We start from the raw sequence: 23,005 nt of genomic DNA on the forward strand, positions 1-23,005 counted from the left end.
CAACTCATATTTTTTTATTTTTCATTATAAAGCCGGCTGCATACCATGGGCTTATATTATTGAAAGATCATGAAATTATGAGCACAAAAACCAAACCGTTGATTATCACGGCAATTGTGGTTGTAGCAATTGTTGCATTTATCGTATGGCAAAATAAGAAAGATAATAATACGGGTGCTTCAGTTCGTGACAACAAACCTGTCGTGATTGCTTATCAAACCGGAGTTGACCCAAGCAAAGTTGCACAGGCGAATGGAGACTATGAAAAACATAGTCAACGTACCATTCAATGGAAAAAATTTGATGCGGGTTCAGATGTTGTAAATGCACTTGCTTCAGGTGATGTGGTACTGGGCAATATTGGATCAAGTCCACTTGCTGCTGCCGCAAGCCGTGATTTACCGATTGAAGTATTCTTAATTACTTCAAAACTTGGTGGGTCTGAAGCATTAGTGGTAAGTAATAAATCAGGCATAAAAAGCCCTCAAGATTTAATTGGCAAAACCATTGCTGTACCATTTGTTTCAACAACCCATTACAGCCTTTTGTCTGCACTTAAACATTGGAACATTCCAGAAGACAAAGTAAAAATTATTAACTTGCGTCCACCTGAAATTTCAGCTGCATGGGAACGTGGTGATATTGATGCTGCCTATGTTTGGGAACCTGCTTTAAGTAAAGCCAAAGCATCTGGTACGGTTTTAACTGACTCGAAACAAGTCGGTGAATGGGGTGCCCCAACTTATGACTTATGGGTTGTGCGTAAAGATTTTGCAGAGAAAAATCCTGACTTTTTAAAAGCTTTTGTGCAAACCACACTTGAGCAGCTTGAAAAATATAACCAAGACCCAGCCGCTTACGTTAAAGATGCCGATAACGTGCAAAAAATTGCCCAGCTCACAGGTTCTGATCCAAAAGATATCCCGCTTTTATTAAGTGGAAATATTTATCTTGATCATGCTCAGCAAAAACAAACGTTAGATGGTGAATTTGCGCAAAATATTTTTGATACGGCGAAATTCTTAAAAGGTCAGGGCAAAGTCGATCAACTTAAAGCCGATTATAAAGGCAATGTGAATTCTTCATTTTTGCAGCCTTAAGGAGTTGTCATGAGTGTATTAGAAGCCAAACATATTCATCTGACTTTTCCTAAACAGCAAAAGCCAGTTTTACAAGACATTAACCTAACGATTGAAGAAGGTTCTTTAACCGTAATTTTGGGCGAGTCTGGTTGTGGCAAAACAACCTTGCTTAATATCTTGGCAGGCTTTCAAAAGCCGAGTTCAGGTGATGTGCTTGTAAATCATGAAGTGGTAACTGGACCAGATGTAACTCGCGCTGTTGTATTTCAGGATCACGCCTTACTTCCTTGGTTGAATGTTGCAGATAATGTTGGCTTCGCTTTGCAGTTAAAAGGTTTAAAGCGTGCAGAGATCGAGAAACAAGTGAGTGCAATTTTAAAAATTGTGGGTTTAAGTCACGTTGAAAAAGCCAATATCTGGGAACTTTCCGGTGGTATGAAACAACGTGTTGGTATTGCCAGAGCTTTGATCAGTCACGCGCCGTTTATTTTATTAGATGAACCTTTTGCCGCATTAGATGCTTTTACGCGTGAAAACATGCAGCAGTTAGTGCTCGATTTATGGATTCAACAAAATAAAAGCTTCTTTTTGATTACTCATGACATTGAAGAAGCATTATTGCTCAGCAATCAGTTAGTACTGATGACAGCGCATCCGGGCAAAATTGTAGAAACTCTACATCTCGATTTTGCTAAACGATATCGTCAGGGCGAGTCTATTCGCTCAATTAAATCGGACCCTCAATTTATTCAGCTCAGAGAACAGTTATTTGAAAGTTTAAGGGCACAAAAACAAAGCGGTAAGGAGGCGTTACCTACATGAACACTAAAGATAACGTCTATGAATATGACAAAGCAGAGCTAAAACTTAAGCCAGATGTGCAAACAGAAAATGCTTCATTTCTATCGTCATTTTTTGAGAAGCATCGAACTGTGGCGGTCAGCATAATTAGTGTGGGAAGTGTAGTTGCACTCTGGTTTCTCATTACTGCTTTGCATGTTGTACCTGAACTGTTTTTGCCGAGTCCACAGGCAGTCTGGCAAAAATTTATATCGGTCAGCCAAGAAGGCTTTATGAAGGCGACTTTGTGGCAACACTTGGCCGCTAGTATCTCGCGTGTGTTTTTAGCATTGATTGCTGCCGTGGTGATTGGCGTTCCGCTAGGCTTGTGGATGGGTCTGAACAAATGGGTTCGTGCTGTTCTAGATCCTTTAGTTGAATTATTACGTCCAATTCCACCGTTAGCTTATTTGCCTTTACTTGTTATTTGGTTCGGTATTGGCGAGACCACAAAAGTACTTTTGATTTTCTTCTCGATTTTGGCACCTGTCATTATTAGTAGTGCGCATGGTGTATTAAGCCATCAGCTAAATCGTGAACGTGCAGCATTGTCATTAGGGGCAAGTCAGTCACAAGTCTTTTGGCATGTCATTTTACCAACCGCTTTGCCTCATATTATTACTGGTATTCGTATTGGTCTTGGGGTGGGCTGGTCAACATTAGTTGCAGCAGAGTTGGTTGCAGCGGACCGTGGTATTGGTTTTATGGTGCAATCGGCAGCACAGTTCTTAATTACCGATACGGTGATTCTAGGCATTATTGTGATTGCGATTGTCGCAGTTAGTTTTGAGCTGTTTTTACGTTGGTTGCAAAAACAGTTTTCTCCTTGGTATGGTCAGCAGTTGTAGTAAAGAAGATGAATACAGTAGTAGCAAACTTAAATATTGAAGTGATCAAGCCTACCATTGGCGCAATTATTCACGATATTGATTTGAATGCGTTAAATGAACAGACAACGCAACAAATCCAGCAGGCTTTGCTTGATCATCAGGTCATTTTTTTTCGAAAGCAACAATTAGCACCACAAGCACAAGCAGACTTGGCACGTAGTTTTGGCACCTTACATGTGCACCCGATTTATCCTTCAATTGAAGATGTACCTGAGGTGATGGTGCTCGACAGTTGGAAACAAGATTTGCGTGACAATGAACTTTGGCACACAGATGTGACTTTCAGTAAAACTCCACCTTTAGGTTGTGTGTTGCAAGCCATTAAAATTCCACCTGTAGGCGGAGATACATTATGGTCGAGTAATACAGCAGCTTTTAAAGGGCTTCCGCTTGAGTTACAGCAAAAATTACGTGGCTTAACTGCAACACACGATATTCGTAAGTCTTTTCCACTTGAACGTTTTGCCCATAACGAAGAAGAACGTGAAAAGCTTTTGCAAACATTTAAGCGTAACCCACCAGTGGTTCACCCAGTGGTGCGTACCCATCCTGTTACAGGTGAGCCTTTGTTGTTTGTAAGTGAGGGCTTTACCACTCGCATTAATGAGTTACCTGAACAAGAAAGTGAGCAATTACTTGATTTCTTGTTTGAACATGCGACCCAAGAGCAATTTCATTTGCGTTGGAAGTGGCAAGATGGTGATATCGCGATTTGGGATAACCGTTGCACACAACATAAAGCATTATTTGATTATGGCGACGCCCATCGAATTATGCACCGCGCAACTATTAATGGCGATGTGCCGTTTTATAAAGAAGAACAACAGCCAGAGTTAGCAGAGGCTTAATTCCTTTAATTATTCTTTGTTTCAATTCCAACGTAGCGTTTTGAGTTGGAATTGAAACAATAACTCTTTAGTTCATTCCAAATCCTGACAATATGCCTGTGTAGTTCTTTACAGGAGGTGAGGCCCAATCACCAACTTTGCTGGTTTTTAAATTTAACTGAACTAACATTTCAGCTTGTTTAACGGCTGCAGCAACGCCGTCAATAACAATCACTCCCAACTCGTTTTGTAGCTTTAGACATAAATCACTCATACCTGCACAGCCCAAAACAATCGTATCGCTTTTATCTTCCGCTAGTGCTTTTTTGCATTCATCTCGGACAATTCGGTAGGCATTTGAGTCAGGAAGCTCCAACTCTTCAACTGCAATATCACAAGCTCGAATATTTTTGCAAAATGGCGTAGCCCCATAGCGATGAGCCAGATGCCAGCTCATATTCACTGTGCGTTGTAAGGTTGTGACCACACTAAAACCGGTACTGACATAACTTGCAGTTCGCATAGCTGCTTCGGCAATCCCAATCACAGGTACCGAAGTGATTTCACGGGCAGCATAAAGTGCAGGGTCACCAAAACAGGCAATGATATAGGCATCTACATTTTGCTGTTCACCTTGGCGAATTTCCTCTAGCACACCTAAGGCACTTAGAGCCTCATCATAATAACTTTCAATCGTTGCAGGGCCCATTTGAGGACTCACTGCAATAATTTGAGTACCAGAACCTGCGACTATCTTTGCTGATGCAGCAATTTTGTCTGTCATGCTTTGAGTAGTATTGGGATTAATAATTTTAATTTTCATTGTACTTTTACCTTAGTCATTGCTGATTTAGCATGGGCAAGCGGTTGGTTAAGAAATCGGTAAATGACAAAACCGAATCCCATCCCAATAAACCATGTGTAATTAGCCAGCCCAGACAGTTGTGGTAAAAGTACGCAGAGAATAGGAATTAATGAAGCTGGAATTAAGGCATAAAAGGCAGAGTAGTTATATCCATTTTTGTACCAATACAAGCCTTTAGTATCTAAAGTATATAAATCATCTATCACGATTTTTTGTTTTTTAACGAGGTAAAAATCGGCGAGCAATACGCCAAAAAGTGGACCGATAAATGCGCCTAAAATATCAATGGTGTAATGGATCACTTGAGGATTATTAAACAAATTCCATGGGGTAATGAAAATCGAACCAACTGCTGCAATCATTCCACCCATGCGCCAGCTAATTTTGCTCGGTGAAATGTTGGAAAAATCAAAGGCAGGTGAAACAAAGTTAGCGACAATATTAATCCCGATGGTGGCAATCATTAAGGTCAAACTACCTAAAATGATTACAAATGTGTTATCCAGTTTACCGACCATCTCGACAGGGTCTGTAATGAGCTTGCCGTACACTGGAAGCGTTGCTGCAATACACACCACAGTAAGTAAAGAAAAGCCTAAGAAGTTAATCGGTAAGCCAAGAAAGTTGCCCATTTTAATCGCGTTAAAACTTTTACCATAACGAGAGAAGTCACCAAAGTTCAGCATCGGCCCTGAAAAATATGAGACAACAAGCGCAATAGCACCAATCATGACAGGTACAACCGCAAAGCCGTCGTATTGAACACCACTCAAGTTTAAATCAATATTTTGCCAGCCAGCTTTCCAGATGAGCCATACTGCCATCGCAAACATAACTACGTAGACAGCTGGGCCTGCCCAGTCAATAAACTTGCGAATACTGTCCATGCCAGACCAAAAAACAATCGCTTGCAGTAACCAAAGCAGCATGAAGCCAACCCATCCTAAATAGGAAAGCCCAAGAAAGCCGTAAGTTGAAACATCAGCATAGGGTGACCATTCTGGAAAGAACTTTAAAATGACTAATAAGAATGCACTTGAGGCCAAATAGGTTTGAATGCCATACCATGCAACAGCGATAAGACCCCGAATAACAGCAGGAATATTTGCACCAAGCACACCGAAAGTGGCACGACAAATAACAGGATAGGGCGTGCCTGTTTGTTGGCTAGACTTGGCAATCAGATTTGTAAAAAACTGTACTATGGCAATGCCGATGAGTAAAGAGAGAAGTACCTGCCAGCTATTGAGCCCAAGTGCAAAAAGGCCCCCAGCCATGACATAACCGCCGACACTATGAACATCAGACATCCAGAAAGCAAAAATATTATAAGCGCCCCATGTTTGCTTCTTTAAAGGAGCTAAGTCTTGATTTGTCAGTTTTGCATCATAAGAAGGTTTAATTATTGCTTCGGTATTATTCATCTTGAACACTCACTTCCCTTATGTTGGGCTGGCACGTTCTTCAGCAGCTTGAAATTCTGGCTAAAAGAATGAAATTAAAATTGTGCACAATGTGATATTTATATTGTGCACAATTTTAATTGAGCAAAAGTTATGCCAAATTTAAGAAGTAGCGCTTATGAGTTATTTAAACTGGTATGAATTTTGGATATGAAGAGACAAATTTATAAAATGAGAAGTGCTTAATTTTTTATAAAAAGTAAGTAAAGTTAGGTGTATAAGTGGATATTTAGAAGTCTAATATTGAATTGTTTAGCTCAACATTAGTGTTTTGGAAATGAGAGCAATATTCCAAAACGCTTAAGTTAAACTTACACTACAGTTATTAGATAAAGTTTTAGAAAGAGGAGGCGTTAATAAAAATGGAGAAATCAATGCCATCAAATGCACCAAAAAAAGCCGTAGAAATGAGCAATGATGAAATTGATGACCATATATATAACGCTATTGTAGATGCTATTTTAAATCGACAACTCGTTCTTGGCGCACGTTTAGTTGAAGCACCTTTGTGTGAGGCATTTGGTGTAACGAGGGGAGTGTTAAGACGTGTTTTCGTGAAACTTGCCCATGATAAGGTCATCGAAATTCAGCCCAATCGTGGGGCACTCATCGCAAAACATAGCGCTCATGAAACAAAAGAGGTCTTTGAAGCACGCAGCATGCTTGAAATCGCCACTGTAAAAAAATTAGCTCAAAAGTCACATAACCTAGATTTTAGTGAGCTTCGAGGCTTAGTAGATCAAGAGTCTCATGAGCGTTTAGCTGGTAATTGGGCCGAGTGGATTAAGCTATCGGGGCAATTTCATTTAAAGCTGATTGAAGCAAATCAAAATACGATTATGACCAGTTATTTGCAGACGCTTATTGCAAGGACTTCATTATTAATTGGCTTATATGAAATTCCAAAACATAATAATTGTTCGGCAGATGAACACCGTGCAATTTTAGATGCGATTGAACAAGGCGATGAAAAACGAGCCACTCAATTGATGGAAGAGCATTTAGAAAACTACGCGACCACATTTATTGAACAAGACAGCACAGCATCAGCAGAACAAAATTTATTAAATTTATTTAAAAATAAGAAGATTGAAATCAGTCAAACTAACTGAAAATCATGGGCCAATTTCCTATGGAAAAGGCCCGGATTGGTTATTTTATAGGAACGATTTGACGTGTTAGAAAATCAATAAATAATTTTACTTTCTTCGATAAAATCTTACGGTTTGGCCATGTAACATATAGGTGAAGCGGCTGACTGGTGTAGTCCTCCAAACATTTTTGTAATTTACCTTCTTTATAATAAGGCTCTGCAATAAACTCTGGAAGAAAAACAATGCCGTGGTCTTTCAAACACATATCTAATAATAATTCACCATTATTACAGGTCATCACAGGGAAGCAATTAAAGGACACTTCTTTTTGATCTTTTTGGAAAATCAACTTCTTATGTCGGCTATCCTGATAGTAAATTAGAAACTTATGTTCTTTAAGTTCTTCTAATGAATCTGGCAATCCATGCTGATTAAAATACTCAGGTGTTGCATACAAATATCGTTGATAGGTATTTAATATTTTACTATTTGCCAAATTAGGAGGAGAGCCATCTACACGAATGGTTAAATCAAATTTATTATTATTCATGTCTAATAGCTGATCAGTCATGAATAAATCAATTTTGATGCTGGGATATTTCTCTATAAAGTCCGAAATGATATGTTGAAGAAAAATGTTGCTAAAAGACATTGGTGTATTGAGCTTGAGTTCGCCTTCAGGGTACTGCTGATTATAGCTAATTTCATAGGCAGCCCATTCGAACTCACTTAAAATGACTTTGCTATGTTGATAAAACTTTTCCCCACAAGAGGTGAGGTTCATCTGTCTTGTTGTTCGAGTTAAAAGTGTGGTTCTGAGGTCATTTTCGAGGTAGCAAACACGTTTGGCAACTAAGTCGCGAGAAATATCGAGTGCTCTGGCTGCGCTACTAAAATTCCCATGTTCTACAACACTTACAAAAGTGGAAATACAGTCTAATCGATCCATGGATAAGCGAAAGGTAAAAAAATATATATCAATGATTAAACTATAAAAATTAAAAAGCAATCATTGTTTTGATTGTATTCGTACAGAATACAGATTCGTGCTGATTTGCTGTCTATGCTTTTACATTTTTATCTGTTTTCATAATAACCAGTAAGCAATTTTGATGCATTACTCATAAGGAATAATGGAGTTTACCCATGAATAAATCACTTTTAGAACAACTATCACCAACCAATTGTCAGGTTATTTTTATTGATCATCAGCCACAAATGGCTTTTGGGGTACAGTCAATAGATCGCCAAGTATTAAAGAATAATACTGTAGGATTAGCAAAAGCAGCTAAAACATTCAATATTCCTGTCACCATTACAACGGTTGAAACTGAAAGCTTCTCTGGTCATACCTATCCAGAACTTTTAGATGTATTTCCAGATGCTCCATTACTAGAACGTACTTCAATGAATTCGTGGGATGACCAAAAAGTACGTGATTCGCTTGCAAAAAATAATCGTAAAAAAGTGATTGTTTCAGGTTTGTGGACTGAAGTGTGTAATAACACCTTCGCTTTTGGTGCGATGCTTGAAGGGGATTATGAGATTTATATGGTCGCGGATGCTTCAGGTGGTACATCGAAAGAGGCACATGACTATGCCATGCAACGTATGATTCAAGCTGGTGTTGTTCCGGTAACTTGGCAACAAGTATTACTTGAATGGCAGCGTGATTGGGCACACCGTGATACGTATGATGCAGTTATGGCGATTGTCCGTGAACACTCTGGTGCTTACGGTATGGGTGTGGATTATGCTTATACGATGGTACATAAGGCACCTGAGCGTACAACATCAAAACATGAAGTACTTGCACCAGTTCCTGCAAAATAAAACACTACTGATTTAGGTAAAGGCATGTCTAGTATTCAATATTTAAGTGATATTAATACAGATATGCCTTTATTTTTTAGAACGATAATTCACAAGAATGGAGTTCAGAATGACCGAAATAAACCTCATACTCATAAACGGTAAAATCACAACATTAGACCCCAAAAGTCCAGAAGTACAAGCAATTGCGATTGCAGATGGTAAAGTGTTACGCACGGGTACAAATGATGAGGTTATGAAGCTCGCAACACCAACAAGCAAAGTTGTAGATTTAAATGGCCGTCGCGTTATACCAGGTCTAAATGACAGTCATTTGCATATTATTCGTGGTGGCCTAAATTACAATATGGAGCTGCGCTGGGAAGGTGTGCCATCCGTTGCCGATGCGTTACGCTTACTCAAAGAACAAGCAGACAATACTCCAGCTCCACAATGGGTTCGTGTCGTAGGCGGTTGGACTGAATTCCAGTTTGCCGAAAAGCGTTTACCGACTTTAGAGGAAATTAATAAAGCTGCACCAGATACTCCAGTATTTGTTTTACATCTATATGCCAGTGCTTTGTTGAACCGAGCTGCACTTGATGTATTAGGCTTTAACAAAGATACACCGGACCCACCAGGTGGCAAGATTGTACGAAATGAAAAAGGTGAGCCAACAGGTCTGTTGCTCGCAACTCCATCCGCTATGATTTTATATTCGACTTTAGGTAAAGCGCCGAAATTGCCAGTTGAAGATCAAGTCAATTCAACTCGTCATTTCATGCGTGAACTGAACCGATTAGGCATTACTTCAGCAATTGATGCAGGTGGCGGTGGGCAAAACTATCCTGAAGATTATGATGTGATTAAGCAATTGCACGATCAAAATCAAATGACCGTACGTATTGCTTATAACCTATTTGCTCAAAAAGCAGGCCAAGAGCTTGATGATTATCGCCGTTGGACAGAAATGACATTTCCGGGTGATGGTGATGAGCTATTTAGAATGAATGGAGCAGGTGAGAACCTGACGTGGTCAGCGGGTGACTTTGAAGATTTCTATGAGCCACGTCCAGATTTACCAGAAAAAATGGAAGGCGAACTCGAAGCCATTGTAGAACACTTGGCTGAAAAGAAATGGCCATTCCGTATTCATGCAACTTATGATGAAAGTATTAATCGCTTACTGAATGTATTTGAAAAAGTAAATTCAAAACAGCCATTTGCGACACGATTTATTATTGACCATGCCGAAACTGTATCTGAGCGCAATATTGAACGTATTGGTGCGTTGGGGGGCGGTATCGCTATTCAACACCGTATGGCATATCAAGGTGAGATTTTCGTAAAACGCTACGGTGCTGAGGCTGCTCAGGCAACGCCACCCGTTAAGAAAATGTTAGAACTCGGTGTACCTGTGGGTGCGGGAACGGATGCGACTCGTGTTGCATCTTATAACCCTTGGGTGTGTTTGTATTGGCTAAGTACTGGTAAAACAGTCGGTGGTTTACCACTCTATGATGAAAAAAATCTATTAGACCGTCAAACAGCACTTAAACTCTGGACTAAAGGTTCAGCTTGGTTCTCAGGTGAAAAAGATGTCAAAGGTTCACTAACAGCAGGGGAACTTGCCGACTTAGTTGTGTTGTCAGATGATTACTTCAAAGTTGAAGCAGAAGATATCCAGTGGATTGAGTCTGTACTCACTGTTTTAGGCGGCAAAGTGGTGTACGCAGGGGCAGAGTTTAAGCAAGATGATCCGCCGTTACCGCCAGCATCTCCAACATGGTCGCCGGTAAAACGCTTCGGTGGTCAGTGGCGTTTATCTGAAAACCGTAATGCTCCTTCCAATCAATCATTACAGTCACAAAGTGCATTGTGTGCATGTGCTAGCAGCTGTGGAATGCATGGACACAGCCACGCTTGGATGCTTGATGTTCCTGTAAATGATAAGGACAAAAAATCTTTCTGGGGCGCACTTGGGTGCTCGTGTTTTGCATTTTAAATAAAACAGTATGGGAACCTGCTGATTAAATGGCTTGATTCTCTAAGGTATGTACGATGAAAATGTACTTGTTATCTTTGGCTGTAGGGTTGCTTGTTGGTGTCTTATATTATGTTTTAAATGTTAAGTCACCAGCTCCACCTCTTGTTGCATTAGTCGGTTTATTAGGCATGGTAATAGGAGAGCAACTGCTTCCTTTTATCAAATCCTATTTTTAATCCATTTCATTCAAAAAAGCTAAATGGTGCCATGCCATTTAGCTTTTTATATTAATAAATATCTTCAATTATTTTATACGGCGGCCTTGTTCATCAATGATTACTTCGCCATCTTCTTTTGCAAAATAGCTTAAGTTTTGTGTATCTAAAATATCCAATACAATCTCAGAAGGGCGGCAAAGTCGCGTGCCTTTTGGTGTAACCACAAATGGGCGATTAATTAAAATTGGGTACTGAACCATAAAATCAATTAACTGTTCATCGGTCCAATGATCTTGTTCTATCTCTAAATCTTTATAGGGATCAACATTTTTACGAATTGCTTCACGTACAGTTAAGCCTGAATCCTTAATGAGTTGAATCAATTCATCTTTACTTGGTGGTGTTTGCAAATATTCAATAACGATAGGTTCAATTCCTGCATGACGAATAAGCGCCAATGTATTGCGTGAGGTTCCGCAAGCAGGGTTATGATAAATCTTCACTAGCTCAGTCATGGTAAATTTATTGTCAAATTAAGATATTGTATTTATATATGGATATCCGTATATTTGCAATAACGAATATATTCTGTTGAAGATATGATCAACCAAGTCGATTTCTTTAAATGTCTATCTGACCAAACTCGGTTAAATATTCTTAAATTAGTTCTAAATAAACAAAATATTTGTGTTTGTGAGCTAACAGAACAGCTTGAGTTGAGCCAACCGAAAATCTCTAGACACTTAGCCTTATTAAGAACTCATGGCATTTTACTTGATGCACGACAGGGGCAATGGGTGTATTACAGCGTCAATCCAGATTTACCCAATTGGGCTGTTGAAGTTTTGAAAACTATAGCAAACCAAGATGAAAATTTAGTGAATCAATCATCTTCACAGTTTTCTTCTATTTCTACCTATTGTGGGTGAGGCCATGAAATTTTTATTTTTATGCACTGGAAACAGTTGCCGTAGCATTTTGTCAGAAGTTTTATTTAACAGCCGTGCACCAAAAGGTTGGAAAGCTTATAGCGCTGGTAGTAAACCATCAGGACAGGTACATCCATTAACCATTGAAACACTTGAAAACTTAGGTCTTTCAACAGATGGGCTATGGAGTAAAACTATTGATGACTGCGAGCAGTATCAACCAGATGTTGTGATTACAGTATGTGATTCTGCTGCACAAGAAGCATGCCCACTTTATTTAGGTGGCGCAATCAAAGCACATTGGGGTTTAAGTGACCCATCTCACTTAGACTTGCCGAAAGAAGAAAAGCTTAAAGCATTCCAAGAGACTGTAGATCATATCAACCGTCGTTTAGATGCATTGTTTGCACTTGATGTTGCGAACTTAAGCCGTTCACATTTGATTGCTGAGATTAATAAAATCTCTCATATTGAGTAAGAGAGCCGAGATGACTAAGCAAAAGCTTTCTTTTTTAGATCGTAACCTGACGCTATGGATTTTTATTGCCATGGCTTTAGGTTTAGCAATTGGGGTGTTCTTTCCTCAAGCCTCGGTTTCTTTGAACAGAATGAGTGTAGATAACGTTAATATTCCGATCGCAATCGGCTTAATTTTGATGATGTATCCACCTTTAGCAAAGGTTGATTATGCTGCGTTACCAGAAGTATTTAAAGATAAGAAAACCTTAACTTTATCGTTGGTACAGAACTGGATTATTGCACCGGTTTTAATGTTCATTCTTGCGATTGTTTTTCTGCATAGTTATCCGGAATACATGACAGGCCTGATTTTGATTGGTTTGGCACGTTGTATTGCAATGGTTTTGGTGTGGAATGGTCTGGCTTGTGGTGATAACCAATATGTTGCAGCGTTGGTTGCATTTAACAGTATTTTCCAAATCTTATTTTTCAGTACCTACGCATGGTTGTTCTTAACCTTTTTGCCGCCTTATTTTGGTGTGGCAGGGCAAGTCATTGATGTGAATTTCTGGACTATTACACATGCGGTTTTGGTGTACTTGGGTATTCCATTTTTGATGGGCTTCTTGACGCGTTTGATTTTAGTCAAGTCGAAAGGGTTGGAATGGTATCAAACTAAATTTTTACCAAAAATTAGTCCAATTAGTTTAATTGCTTTACTTTTTACAATCGTGGCGATGTTTAGCCTAAAAGGTGGTGATGTAGTGAGCTTACCTTTAGATGTATTACGTATTGCAATCCCACTGACGATTTACTTTGTGGTGATGTTCTTCATTAGCTTCTTTATGAGTAAACGTATGGGGAATAACTATCCACGTACCACTGCTATTTCGTTTACTGCGGCTGGTAACAATTTTGAGTTAGCTTTAGCGGTTGCCATTGCAACATTTGGTTTGGCATCACCTGTGGCATTTACCACAGTGATTGGACCATTGGTTGAAGTTCCCGTTTTAATTTCACTCGTTACCGTTTCTCTTTGGTTAAAGAAAAAGTATTTCTCAGATGAACAGTCTTAATAATGATTTATCAAATGTAGCATTAGATCTTCTTGATAAGCCTACATTTGAGCAAGTGCAAGCACAGCAGCTTGAGCATCCACCTCGCATTTTATTGCTATATGGTTCTAATCGTGAACGTTCTTATAGTCGTTTTGCTGTGCTGACTGCTGGTCGAATCCTTGAATACCTAGGTGCTGAAGTCAAAATCTTTCATCCTAAAGGTTTACCTTTACCTGAGGATGCAGGAACTGATCATCCGAAAGTTCAAGAATTACATGCGCTTTTGGCTTGGGCAGAAGGTATGGTCTGGTGCTCACCTGAACGTCATGGTGCAATGAGTTCAATTTTAAAAGCCCAGATTGACTGGATTCCTTTGGCAGCCGGAGCAATCCGTGCAACTCAAGGTAAAACCTTAGCAGTCATGCAAGTTAGTGGTGGTTCGCAGTCATTTAATGCGGTCAATCAAATGCGTATTTTAGGGCGTTGGATGCGCATGATTACCATCCCAAATCAGTCTTCGGTTGCTAAAGCTTTTTTAGAGTTTGAAGAAGATGGCAGTATGAAACCATCCTCTTACTATGACCGAATCGTTGATGTTATGGAAGAATTGTATAAGTTCACCTTATTAACACGTGGGCAAAAACAGTATTTGACAGATCGCTATTCTGAGCGCAAAGAATCAGCAGAAGAGCTGTCAAAACGAGTAAATCAAAAATAAACAGTTTCATAAAAAAGTGCTCCACTCGGGGCACTTTTTATTGCTTAGCTTTTACACTCAGGCCATTGTGGGCAAAAGTTTTTGTAATAGTTCAATAAAATTTGAAACTTTGGCAGAGCTTTCATTTTCTCTTGTAATCAAGTAAATAGGCGCATTCATTTTTATTGAATCATCAAAATCGCGATACACAATTTCATGTTCCCAAAAGTTATGCATTGAGGCTGGCACAATCGTTATACCAATTCCAGCAGCAACTAAATTTAATGTTGCAGTTGGCCGAGGTGCTTCCTGAATAATGCGTGGACTAAAACCTGCTTGGTAGCAACTATATAAAATATTGTCATATAAACCTTGTCCTGAAGAACGACGGTATAAAACAAAATTTTCATTTGATAAGTCATTTGAGCTAATTTTTTCTTTTTGTGTAAGTGGATGGCCTATAGGCAATGCCACCATCATTGGCTCATCTAATATATGAAGATGTTTTAACCCGATGTCACGGCTGATCGGTGCTCTTAAAAAGGCAATATCAAGTTTTTCTGAAATTAACCAGTCCAGTTGCTTTTGACTGCCTGCTTCTTCAAGTTTGGTTTGTACCTTGGGATATATTTCTCGATATGAGCGCAATACTAATGAAATGAGCGGATGCAAGCCCGCAGAACTTGTAAAACCAATATTGAGTTGACCAGTTTTACCTTGGCTAACATCTTGGACTAATTTCGGAATATGTCTGGCATGTTCTAATAAAAGTTGTGCTTCTTTAAATAAGGCTAAACCAGCCTCAGTTGGTTCAATTCCTCGAGGCTGGCGAATAAGTAATTGTGTACCAAGTTCTTCTTCGAGTTTTTTAAGTAAACGCGTTAGAGGCGGCTGTTGAATAAACAATCGGTTTGCAGCATGTGTAATATTCCTTTCTTCAACTACCACAACAAAGGCATGGAGCTTATGTAAATCGAGCATAGGAATACCTTTATGGTATGGTTAATGAAAATAAAAGCATTTGTAGATATATCACAAAAGTATCATTCTATCTTGGTCAGATAAAGTGAAAAGTAACGAAAATGAACCATGTTGAGATTGCCGTGCAGAAGGAGAGTGTCCCGACCTGCACAGAGTTATTTTTAGGTTTTTTAACATTAGGTTTAATTGGATTCGGTGGCGTGCTGCCTTTAGCCCGTAAAGTTATTGTAGAGCAAAGGCATTGGTTAAGCCCTGAAAAATTCACTGAGTTACTTGGTCTGTGTCAATTTTTACCGGGTGGCAATATTATTAATTTATCGGTTGCGATTGGCATGGAGTTTCGCGGTGTTCGTGGGGCAGTGAGCTCACTCATTGGTCTGATCCTTGCACCTACGATAATTGTTGTACTTTTACATTATGTTTATGAGCAGTTCCAAGATAATTTAATGGTTAAGCATCTTTTTGAAGGTTTAGCTGCTGCTGCGGCTGGGCTACTAGTTGCAACAGGTTTAAAAATGCTTAAGCCATTGTTACGTAATCCATTAGCGATTTGCGTAGTGGTTGCTGCAATTATCAGTATTGCTTTTCTAAAAATCTCTTTACTAGTGACTATGCTGATTTTGTTGGCATTTTACTCGGCAATCATTTGGAGACGTGTGTAATGGGTGCAGTTCTACTTACTTTAGCGATCATTTTTACTCAATTGTCTCTTATTGCATTTGGTGGTGGAAATACGATTTTGCCTGAGATGCAACGCCAAGTAGTTGATATTCATCACTGGATGACGGCACAAGAATTCAGTGCATTGTTCGCCATGGCCCAAGCTGCACCCGGTCCGAACATGATGATTGTACCGTTGGTGGGATGGCATGTAGCAGGGTTGTCAGGTCTACTTGTAACGTCTACCGCTAAATTTTTACCTTCATCTCTTATTACTGTATTCGTGATGAGAGGCTGGTCAAAATTTAAAGATAAAAAATGGAGACGTGTTTTACAGCTTGCTTTACAACCTGTCACTGTGGGAACTGTACTTGCTAGTGCTTGGATTATTTCTGAGGCAGCGGCAATAAATACGTTACTCATTATTATGGTAGTCATTGCGACTTTATTATCTTTAATTAAAAAGGTTCATCCTTTACATGTCTTGATTGCTGGGGCTGTATTTGGTGTGGTCTTACTCTAGTTTAACCAGTTTGCCGACCTGCGCTGGATGAGTTCAGGTTGGTTTTTTTTAATGAAGTAAATAATTGAATCTAAAAAACCGATCAAATATATAAAAACATACTGTTTTACCTATTTTATGTTTTCACGTACTATGCATCTATTGAAAGAATTTGGATGCATTGGAGTAAAAACAGATGTTAGATCAAAACATTAAAACTCAATTAAAAGCTTACTTAGAACGTCTAGAAAGTCCAATCGAATTAGTTGCTGCCTTAGATGAATCAGATAAAGCTGCTCAAATCAAAGAGCTGGTGAGTGAAATCGCTGAGCTTTCTGACAAGGTGACTGCCCGTTTTGACGGTAACAATACACGTCGTCCAAGCTTTGGTGTGGCTAAAGCAGGTGAACAACCTCGTGTGTTCTTTGCTGGCTTACCAATGGGCCATGAGTTTACGTCTTTGATCTTGGCACTGTTACAGGTGTCTGGCTATGCACCTAAAGTGTCAAATGAAGTGCTCAACCAGATTAAAGGTTTAAACCTCAAAGCCAACTTTGATGTATTTGTATCATTAAGCTGTCATAACTGTCCGGATGTGGTACAGGCGCTTAACCTGATCGCGATTTATAACCCGAACACTACAGCAACCATGATTGACGGTTCATTCTTCCAAGACGAAGTTGAACAACGCAAAATCATGGCTGTACCAATGGTATTCCAAGACAACGAACACATTGGTCAAGGTCGTATGACCCTTGAAGAGATTGTGGCAAAACTTGATACCAACTCAGCTGAAAAAGATGCAGCAGCACTCAATGCCAAAGATGCTTTTGATGTATTGGTGATTGGTGGTGGTCCTGCAGGTGCAACAGCTGCGATCTATGCTGCACGTAAAGGCATTAACACGGGTATCGTCGCTGAACGCTTCGGTGGTCAGGTGATGGACACCATGGACATTGAAAACTTTACGTCTGTGCAAAAGACTCAAGGTCCTAAGTTTGCTGCCGAGATGGAAGCACACGTCCGTGAATACGATGTCGATATCATGAACTTGCAACGTGTCAGCAAAATCACGGGTGCCAACCAGACTGCAAATGGCTTGGTTGCAGTTGAACTTGAAAACGGTGCAAAACTTGAATCAAAAACTGTAATCCTTTCAACAGGTGCACGTTGGAGAGAGATGAATGTACCGGGTGAGCAAGAATACCGTACCCGTGGTGTTGCGTACTGCCCACACTGTGATGGTCCATTGTTCAAAGGTAAACGTGTTGCTGTGATTGGTGGTGGTAACTCAGGCGTAGAAGCTGCAATTGATCTTGCAGGGATTGTTGAGCATGTAACTCTGGTTGAGTTCGATACCAAACTTCGTGCAGACCAAGTCTTGCAAAACAAATTGCATAGCTTGCCAAACACAACGGTGATTATGAATGCCTTAAGTACAGAAGTGTTAGGTGATGGCTCACAAGTGACTGGTCTTAAATATAAAGACCGTGCGACTGATGAAGAGCATGTGGTCGAGCTTGCTGGGATCTTTGTCCAGATTGGTTTATTGCCAAACACTGACTTCTTGAAAGACAGTGAAGTTGAGTTAACCAACCGTGGCGAGATTATTGTGAATGACCGCAACGAAACCAATGTTCAAGGTGTCTTTGCGGCGGGGGACTGTACGACTGTACCTTACAAGCAAATCATTATTGCTACAGGTGAAGGTGCTAAAGCATCACTCTCTGCGTTTGATTACATCATCCGTTCTGGGCAGTAAAATTTAATCCCAAAAAGAAAAGAGCCAAAGGGTAACCTTTGGCTCTTTTCTTTTTATGGTTTATATAACCCATGTTCGACTAAATGCTCTCGTAAAATACGGCGCAATTCTAATACAGCTTGAGGTGTAAGCTGGATGGAATGACCACCTGGAAGAACTTTCTCAGACTTTGCTCCGTCTAAGTGAGCACTTTTGTACGGGACGATGCCATCGGTAATCACATTCGGATCGTCACTCTTAGTAATATTTCCCATAATTGAATGGAAAACTAATCCTTGGTGTGGATTAATATTTTTAGTCAGCTCCATAAATTTAGATTGATGACTTAAATCGCTTGGTCCATTTTGAATCAAACCATTATCAATATTACTCAAAAAATCCTTAACATCTAAATTTTCGGTTGTTAGTGACGTGGCAACAGCCGACAAAAATGCACCGGGTAAACGAATAATTTTACGCGCTGCTAAAGTAAACCAGCGATCAGCATAATCTGTACCGCGATGAGGGGAAGCCAAGAAGATCGCACGATCAAAATTATTGATCGAATGCATTTGCAATCGTTCAGTGACCATTGGATGTTTTTTAAAGCGGTTTTGCTGACGGATCGTCATTAACTCTAAGGCAGGTTTAGTAATATCTCCATCACTGACCAGTAAACGGCTGATAATGCCTCCCATGCTATGTCCAACAAGAACAGCATCATGTGCGGCAGGGTCACTTGGGTTTAGTGAACTAAAAGCTTGTTTAAGCAGAGCATAAATCTGGAAACGGCTTTCTAAAATTGGCATGTTAGTCGAATAAAAAACTTGCCAAACTTGATAATTATCTCTTAAAACCGTATCGCCCATAACATCATTGGTGAGTGCAATCCACGCTTCGGGACTACTGGCTAAGCCATGTACTAACACAATAATTTTCTTATTAGGATTGTATGGTTCAAGCATGTAGAGATGCGGCATAGTTAAATGCTGATCGCGGTCAATCAGAGTTAAATAAGCTGCGACCCCTAAATTATTTTCGGCCAACCATAGACCGTAAGGCGCAGAAAAGTTAGCAGCTAGAGGATATTGTTTCCCCGCTACATTAATATTATCTGTTCGATAAGGATCATAAACTCGGATCACGAATTCTGGATTATTAATGATTTCTTCGATGGTAGTCGCATGTTTGGGTTCAGCGACAATAGTCGCAGCTAAGTAGCGTGCATGATGAATATTTGGATTAACACCATTTTTATAATTGTATTTAAGTGGATCTAAAATATATTCATTAATATCTTCTTTTCCTGAGCTAGGAAAAACAGCAACAAATTCAGATCCAAAACCATCACGGCGGTTAATGGTTCTTAAGCCTGAAAAATTTAAGTTATAACTCGAAATTAATTTTTCTAATTTTTGGCCTGATAGTTGTTTATGAAATTCAAAATCAATTGAGTAAACACTTTTACCAATATGAATTTGCGGTTCAACAACATTTTTTTGTGGGTATCTTAAATCATAAATACTCACCATTTTTGCTATGGCTTGGTTATAGAAGTCACGTATTTGAACTTGTCTATTATCAAAAATACGGTCATTAGGCTGACGTTTTGTTGAAAACAAATACGCGTAGCTATAGCGAATACTTTTATCCAATAAACTCAATTGCTGATCTAAACAATCATCATATCTATTCTGGATATTCTTTTGTTCTTCTTCAGACTTATGCTTAGTAAATCTACTTGTTTTACAATCAGATGTATTTGATAAAGCCATAGCTTTTGCCAAATACATTTCACTTGCAGCTGATAAGAATTGCTCATCTACAATTTGGGGAAGATTTTTGAGTTGATTTACGCAAATCTCTGGCTTATCTGTACAAACTTTAGCTTCTTGACCAGACATGGATAAAACATTCAGGCTCGCTTCGCTGAGTTTGTCTTGCGTGAGAATACTATTACGTTCATTAGCAATAGTTACATTCAAATCTTGCTGTTTAACATTTACGACTTGACAACCACTCAGAATTGAACCGAGTAGTATGACCGTCAACTGTATTTTGCTTCTTTTTATTGAAAACATTATGGTCAAAATATAGTGGCTCAATGGTAGGTAGATCATACAAATTTTAAGATATTTTTCAAATGATCAAATATAAAAAAGGGCTGTCAAATCAGCCCTTTTTTATAGCATTAAGTTTATTTTTTAGGTGTAGCTGTAGAAGTTGTTGCTGACATTGCTGGATTAGTTAAAACTTGCCATACGTTCCAACGGCCTTGTTTTTCAATTTCTTGAATTAAACGATCCGCAATTTCGGCTTCATCTGGATATTTAACTTTATAATTCTTGAGCGTCTGAATCGCATTTTTCTTCTGCTCCATCGCAATATAATTATTTGCAGCAGCTAAATATGCTTCTTGAACATTACCTTTAATGGCTTTGTCTAAATATGGAATGGCTTCACGTTGGCCACCACCTTCAGATAAACCGAAACCGAACCAGAAATTTGTTTCTGCGTCATCTGGACTAATTTTCAAAAGTCTTTGAGCATATTCTAAAGATTTAGTTGTATGAACAGTACCTAAATCAAGGTTACGTGCAAGAACACTTGCTTTAAAAGCGCGAATTAGAATATCAAAAGATGCATTTGGATTTGCAGCAAGTGTATCAAGTTGCTGTGTAACTTCTTTGAGTTTACTTTCAAAGCCTTTACGTTCTTGACGGTCGGTAAAGCGAGGTGGGTAGTGACGTGCTTTACCTTCTACTAATTGTAAAAAGTCATCAATAGTAGTCACGTCAATTTCATTTTCACCAGCTAAAACTGCGTATTTCATTGAACGTTGTGAATTATTAACAGTCGGAACAATCAGTTTATTGACATCAAGAGTAAGCTGTTTAGTTGGATCATCTTGACGATTAACCACCATTTTCGTTACAGGCTGTGCAGCAGCTTCTTTTAATGCAACTTCAAATGCCGGCGGCTGATCATAGTTAAAAGGGTTTAGCGCATAAAAAGGAGGAGTAAGCTCTGGTTCCTTGAAAACAAAAGGCTCAATTTTTTGTTCTTTTACGGGTGCCATTGTACAAGCAGTTAAACTTGAGGTCGCAAGGATTATATATGCCAAAGGCTTAAAATTCATAGGATCTTCCGTTCATTTTAGTAAAGTCAGATTTGGTACAGGTAAGTCTAGGAAAAGCTAAACAGACATGCAAGGGTAAGCTTGTTACAGTATGAATCAAGAATATTACGTTTTTGATGTCTTATCTTGCGCACCGCATTCACGACGAACTTCTTCAATAATTTTTAGTTCTTCATCGCTAAAAGGCTGTTCATCCTGACTTTCTTTTTTGAAGCTAGGATCTAGCTCTGATAAACGCTGGCATAAATTATTCATACGTGTTTCGTTGTGCTGAATACGATCAAGTAAAACGCGCATACCTTCTAAAATAGGGTCTGACTGATCAGCAGTTGTCGCATATGGGGCAAAGCCAATACTTTGTGCATAATCACGACGACGTTCTTCATCTTTATTCTTGTCGGTGGCATCTTTATAAATATAGCGAGCAGGGTTTCCTACAGCGGTCACACCAGCAGGGACTGCTTTAGTCACTACAGCATTTGAACCGACTTTAGCGCCTTTACCAACTGTAAATGGACCTAAAATTTTTGCACCAGCACCAACAACCACACCATCTTCTAAAGTTGGGTGACGTTTGCCAGTCTTCCATGTTGTACCACCTAAGGTCACACCATGATAAAGCGTAACATCATCACCAATTTCAGCAGTTTCACCAATCACAACACCCATGCCATGATCAATAAAAAAACGTTTACCGATTTTGGCACCTGGGTGAATTTCAATGCCTGTTGCAAAACGACTAAATGAAGAAAGAAGGCGAGCAGCACCTTTACAATCTTTTTGCCATAATTCATGAGCAACACGATGCATCATGATCGCATGAATGCCAGGATAGGTCGTGAGAACTTCGAGAGTATTGCGGGCAGCAGGATCTCGCGCAAATACAGCCTTTATATCTTCTTTCAGCTGTTTAAGCATTGGGTTGATCCTCCTTGTCAGATAATGTCTTTTTCCATTTACCACTGGTTAGGGCTTGTACACGACTAAAAATACCGCGAAGTAAATGATATTCCATACGATCTAATTGTATACGACCAAATAAACGACGCAAGCGTAAAGGTAATAAACGTGGATTATCTGGATCTAAAAATTCAATTTCAGTCAGCATTTTCTCTAGATGAGGATAAAACTCTTCCATTTGTTGCTGAGTAACCAGAGGCTCATCCCATTGCATGCTTTGGCCTTGCACTAATGGCATTTCATCTGCATCTTGATCCACGTTTTGTTGTTCTAGAGCAGACATGCGAAGCTCGTAACATACAACTTGAATCGCTTGCGCAACATTTAATACGCCATAGTCAGGATTGACAGGAATCGTCAAATGATAATTTGCCAGCGCTAATTCTTCGTTGGTTAAACCACGGTCTTCGCGTCCAAAAACAATCGCAATCTGTTGCCCTTGAGTAGTGGCCTTAATAGCTTCTTTGGCAGCAGGTCGCACGTCAAGTAAAGGCCAAGGAATAGTACGGCTACGTGCACTTGTTCCAAATACTAAATGGCAATCTTTAATAGCATCTTCTAAAGTATCGACAATCTCAAGATGTTCAAATAAATCTTGGGCACCAGCAGCAAGCGCTTGTATGTCTGGGTGGGGATATGTTTTTGGTGCAACAAGAACTAATTTAATTAGCCCCATCGTTTTCATGGCACGTAAAGCACTGCCAATATTAGCTGGCAACGTAGTATTTACCATGACAATACGCACTTGTGCTAATTGTTTTGACACAGTGTTGTGATCAAACGAACTCATAAGATTTCCAG

The 23,005-nt window shown here is 39.4% G+C and carries 24 protein-coding genes; 15 read left to right on the forward strand and 9 right to left on the reverse strand.

Translation table 11 applies throughout. From position 1 onward, the window contains the following. Nucleotides 1–59 precede the first annotated feature (59 nt). Genes tauA through tauD form a run of 4 tightly spaced genes read left to right on the forward strand, consistent with a single transcriptional unit; the run spans nucleotide 60 to nucleotide 3,660 of the window. Nucleotides 60–1,100 (forward strand): taurine ABC transporter substrate-binding protein, encoded by a 1,041-nt coding sequence (gene tauA, locus J663_RS11125; RefSeq protein WP_025469831.1) that lies wholly within the window; start codon nucleotides 60–62, stop codon nucleotides 1,098–1,100. 9 nt (nucleotides 1,101–1,109) lie between these two features. Next, on the forward strand, nucleotides 1,110–1,904 hold the full coding sequence (locus J663_RS11130; protein ID WP_033849732.1) for a taurine ABC transporter ATP-binding protein: 795 nt from the start codon (nucleotides 1,110–1,112) through the stop codon (nucleotides 1,902–1,904). Next, nucleotides 1,901–2,770 (forward strand): taurine ABC transporter permease TauC, encoded by an 870-nt coding sequence (tauC, locus tag J663_RS11135; RefSeq protein ID WP_033849734.1) that lies wholly within the window; start codon nucleotides 1,901–1,903, stop codon nucleotides 2,768–2,770. The genes J663_RS11130 and tauC overlap by 4 nt, the downstream gene beginning before the upstream one ends. 8 nt (nucleotides 2,771–2,778) lie before the next feature. Next, nucleotides 2,779–3,660 carry a taurine dioxygenase gene (gene tauD, locus J663_RS11140; RefSeq protein WP_033849736.1) on the forward strand — a complete coding sequence of 294 codons (882 nt, stop codon included), beginning with the start codon at nucleotides 2,779–2,781 and terminating at the stop codon, nucleotides 3,658–3,660. Nucleotides 3,661–3,727: 67 nt separating this feature from the next. Here the strand turns inward: tauD and J663_RS11145 are convergent, their stop codons facing one another. Both J663_RS11145 and J663_RS11150 read right to left on the reverse strand, forming a co-directional pair. Beyond that, entirely contained in the window at nucleotides 3,728–4,462 is a 735-nt protein-coding gene (locus J663_RS11145; RefSeq protein ID WP_033849737.1) for an aspartate/glutamate racemase family protein, read from the reverse strand. Then, the gene (locus J663_RS11150; protein WP_033849740.1) at nucleotides 4,459–5,928 is read right to left on the reverse strand and encodes an NCS1 family nucleobase:cation symporter-1; all 1,470 of its coding nucleotides are present in this window, start codon (nucleotides 5,926–5,928) and stop codon (nucleotides 4,459–4,461) included. Before J663_RS11150 ends, J663_RS11145 begins: the two co-directional genes overlap by 4 nt. 401 nt (nucleotides 5,929–6,329) lie before the next feature. Between J663_RS11150 and J663_RS11155 the strand changes: the two genes are divergently transcribed. After that, the gene (locus J663_RS11155) at nucleotides 6,330–7,079 is read left to right on the forward strand and encodes a GntR family transcriptional regulator (protein ID WP_081404709.1); all 750 of its coding nucleotides are present in this window, start codon (nucleotides 6,330–6,332) and stop codon (nucleotides 7,077–7,079) included. Between the two features lie 40 nt (nucleotides 7,080–7,119). Here the strand turns inward: J663_RS11155 and J663_RS11160 are convergent, their stop codons facing one another. After that, entirely contained in the window at nucleotides 7,120–8,010 is an 891-nt protein-coding gene (locus J663_RS11160) for a LysR family transcriptional regulator (RefSeq protein WP_005802433.1), read from the reverse strand. Nucleotides 8,011–8,207: 197 nt separating this feature from the next. Between J663_RS11160 and J663_RS11165 the strand changes: the two genes are divergently transcribed. From J663_RS11165 to J663_RS18950, 3 genes are all read left to right on the forward strand, one after another. Beyond that, nucleotides 8,208–8,894, forward strand: a complete 687-nt coding sequence (locus J663_RS11165) for a hydrolase (protein WP_001043290.1) — start codon at nucleotides 8,208–8,210, stop codon at nucleotides 8,892–8,894. Between the two features lie 109 nt (nucleotides 8,895–9,003). Then, on the forward strand, nucleotides 9,004–10,878 hold the full coding sequence (locus J663_RS11170; protein ID WP_014206512.1) for an amidohydrolase: 1,875 nt from the start codon (nucleotides 9,004–9,006) through the stop codon (nucleotides 10,876–10,878). Nucleotides 10,879–10,934: 56 nt separating this feature from the next. Then, a complete protein-coding gene (locus J663_RS18950; RefSeq protein ID WP_000784879.1) occupies nucleotides 10,935–11,096 on the forward strand; it encodes a DUF1427 family protein in 162 nt (53 codons plus the stop codon). Nucleotides 11,097–11,164: 68 nt separating this feature from the next. Here J663_RS18950 and arsC read toward each other — a convergent pair whose 3' ends face one another. After that, complete coding sequence (gene arsC, locus J663_RS11180) at nucleotides 11,165–11,593, reverse strand: arsenate reductase (glutaredoxin) (protein ID WP_033849746.1); 429 nt, start codon at nucleotides 11,591–11,593, stop codon at nucleotides 11,165–11,167. A gap of 84 nt (nucleotides 11,594–11,677) precedes the next feature. Here arsC and J663_RS11185 point away from each other — a divergent pair, with 84 nt between their 5' ends. From J663_RS11185 to arsH, 4 genes are read left to right on the forward strand one after another with little or no spacing between them, the layout of a single operon-like run. Further along, a complete protein-coding gene (locus J663_RS11185; RefSeq protein WP_033849748.1) occupies nucleotides 11,678–12,007 on the forward strand; it encodes a metalloregulator ArsR/SmtB family transcription factor in 330 nt (109 codons plus the stop codon). Between the two features lie 4 nt (nucleotides 12,008–12,011). Next, nucleotides 12,012–12,485: an arsenate reductase ArsC gene (locus J663_RS11190; RefSeq protein WP_033849751.1), complete on the forward strand. Its 474-nt coding sequence runs from the start codon at nucleotides 12,012–12,014 to the stop codon at nucleotides 12,483–12,485. 10 nt (nucleotides 12,486–12,495) lie between these two features. Beyond that, the gene (gene arsB / locus J663_RS11195; protein ID WP_033849753.1) at nucleotides 12,496–13,542 is read left to right on the forward strand and encodes an ACR3 family arsenite efflux transporter; all 1,047 of its coding nucleotides are present in this window, start codon (nucleotides 12,496–12,498) and stop codon (nucleotides 13,540–13,542) included. Further along, complete coding sequence (gene arsH, locus J663_RS11200; RefSeq protein WP_005069734.1) at nucleotides 13,529–14,242, forward strand: arsenical resistance protein ArsH; 714 nt, start codon at nucleotides 13,529–13,531, stop codon at nucleotides 14,240–14,242. Before arsB ends, arsH begins: the two co-directional genes overlap by 14 nt. Nucleotides 14,243–14,299: 57 nt before the next feature. Here the strand turns inward: arsH and J663_RS11205 are convergent, their stop codons facing one another. Then, the gene (locus tag J663_RS11205; RefSeq protein WP_033849754.1) at nucleotides 14,300–15,202 is read right to left on the reverse strand and encodes a LysR family transcriptional regulator; all 903 of its coding nucleotides are present in this window, start codon (nucleotides 15,200–15,202) and stop codon (nucleotides 14,300–14,302) included. Nucleotides 15,203–15,303: 101 nt separating this feature from the next. On the opposite strand from J663_RS11205, the gene J663_RS11210 reads away from it, so the two are divergent. From J663_RS11210 to ahpF, 3 genes are all read left to right on the forward strand, one after another. Beyond that, complete coding sequence (locus tag J663_RS11210) at nucleotides 15,304–15,864, forward strand: chromate transporter (protein ID WP_005069729.1); 561 nt, start codon at nucleotides 15,304–15,306, stop codon at nucleotides 15,862–15,864. After that, the gene (locus J663_RS11215; protein ID WP_000501457.1) at nucleotides 15,864–16,385 is read left to right on the forward strand and encodes a chromate transporter; all 522 of its coding nucleotides are present in this window, start codon (nucleotides 15,864–15,866) and stop codon (nucleotides 16,383–16,385) included. Before J663_RS11210 ends, J663_RS11215 begins: the two co-directional genes overlap by 1 nt. A gap of 175 nt (nucleotides 16,386–16,560) precedes the next feature. Beyond that, entirely contained in the window at nucleotides 16,561–18,126 is a 1,566-nt protein-coding gene (gene ahpF / locus J663_RS11220) for an alkyl hydroperoxide reductase subunit F (protein ID WP_033849755.1), read from the forward strand. Nucleotides 18,127–18,179: 53 nt separating this feature from the next. Here ahpF and J663_RS11225 read toward each other — a convergent pair whose 3' ends face one another. From J663_RS11225 to J663_RS11240, 4 genes are all read right to left on the reverse strand, one after another. Next, nucleotides 18,180–20,186, reverse strand: coding sequence for an esterase/lipase family protein (locus J663_RS11225; protein WP_033849756.1), 2,007 nt, complete (start codon nucleotides 20,184–20,186; stop codon nucleotides 18,180–18,182). 116 nt (nucleotides 20,187–20,302) lie between these two features. Beyond that, nucleotides 20,303–21,244, reverse strand: a complete 942-nt coding sequence (locus tag J663_RS11230) for an ABUW_2363 family tetratricopeptide repeat lipoprotein (protein WP_033849758.1) — start codon at nucleotides 21,242–21,244, stop codon at nucleotides 20,303–20,305. A gap of 105 nt (nucleotides 21,245–21,349) precedes the next feature. Further along, nucleotides 21,350–22,162 carry a serine O-acetyltransferase gene (gene cysE, locus J663_RS11235; protein ID WP_005069719.1) on the reverse strand — a complete coding sequence of 271 codons (813 nt, stop codon included), beginning with the start codon at nucleotides 22,160–22,162 and terminating at the stop codon, nucleotides 21,350–21,352. Beyond that, nucleotides 22,155–22,994 carry an RNA methyltransferase gene (locus tag J663_RS11240; RefSeq protein WP_005069717.1) on the reverse strand — a complete coding sequence of 280 codons (840 nt, stop codon included), beginning with the start codon at nucleotides 22,992–22,994 and terminating at the stop codon, nucleotides 22,155–22,157. Before J663_RS11240 ends, cysE begins: the two co-directional genes overlap by 8 nt. Nucleotides 22,995–23,005: the final 11 nt, after the last annotated feature.

It is taken from the genome of Acinetobacter sp. 826659 (assembly GCF_000588515.1).
GTDB classification, from domain to species: domain Bacteria; phylum Pseudomonadota; class Gammaproteobacteria; order Pseudomonadales; family Moraxellaceae; genus Acinetobacter; species Acinetobacter pittii.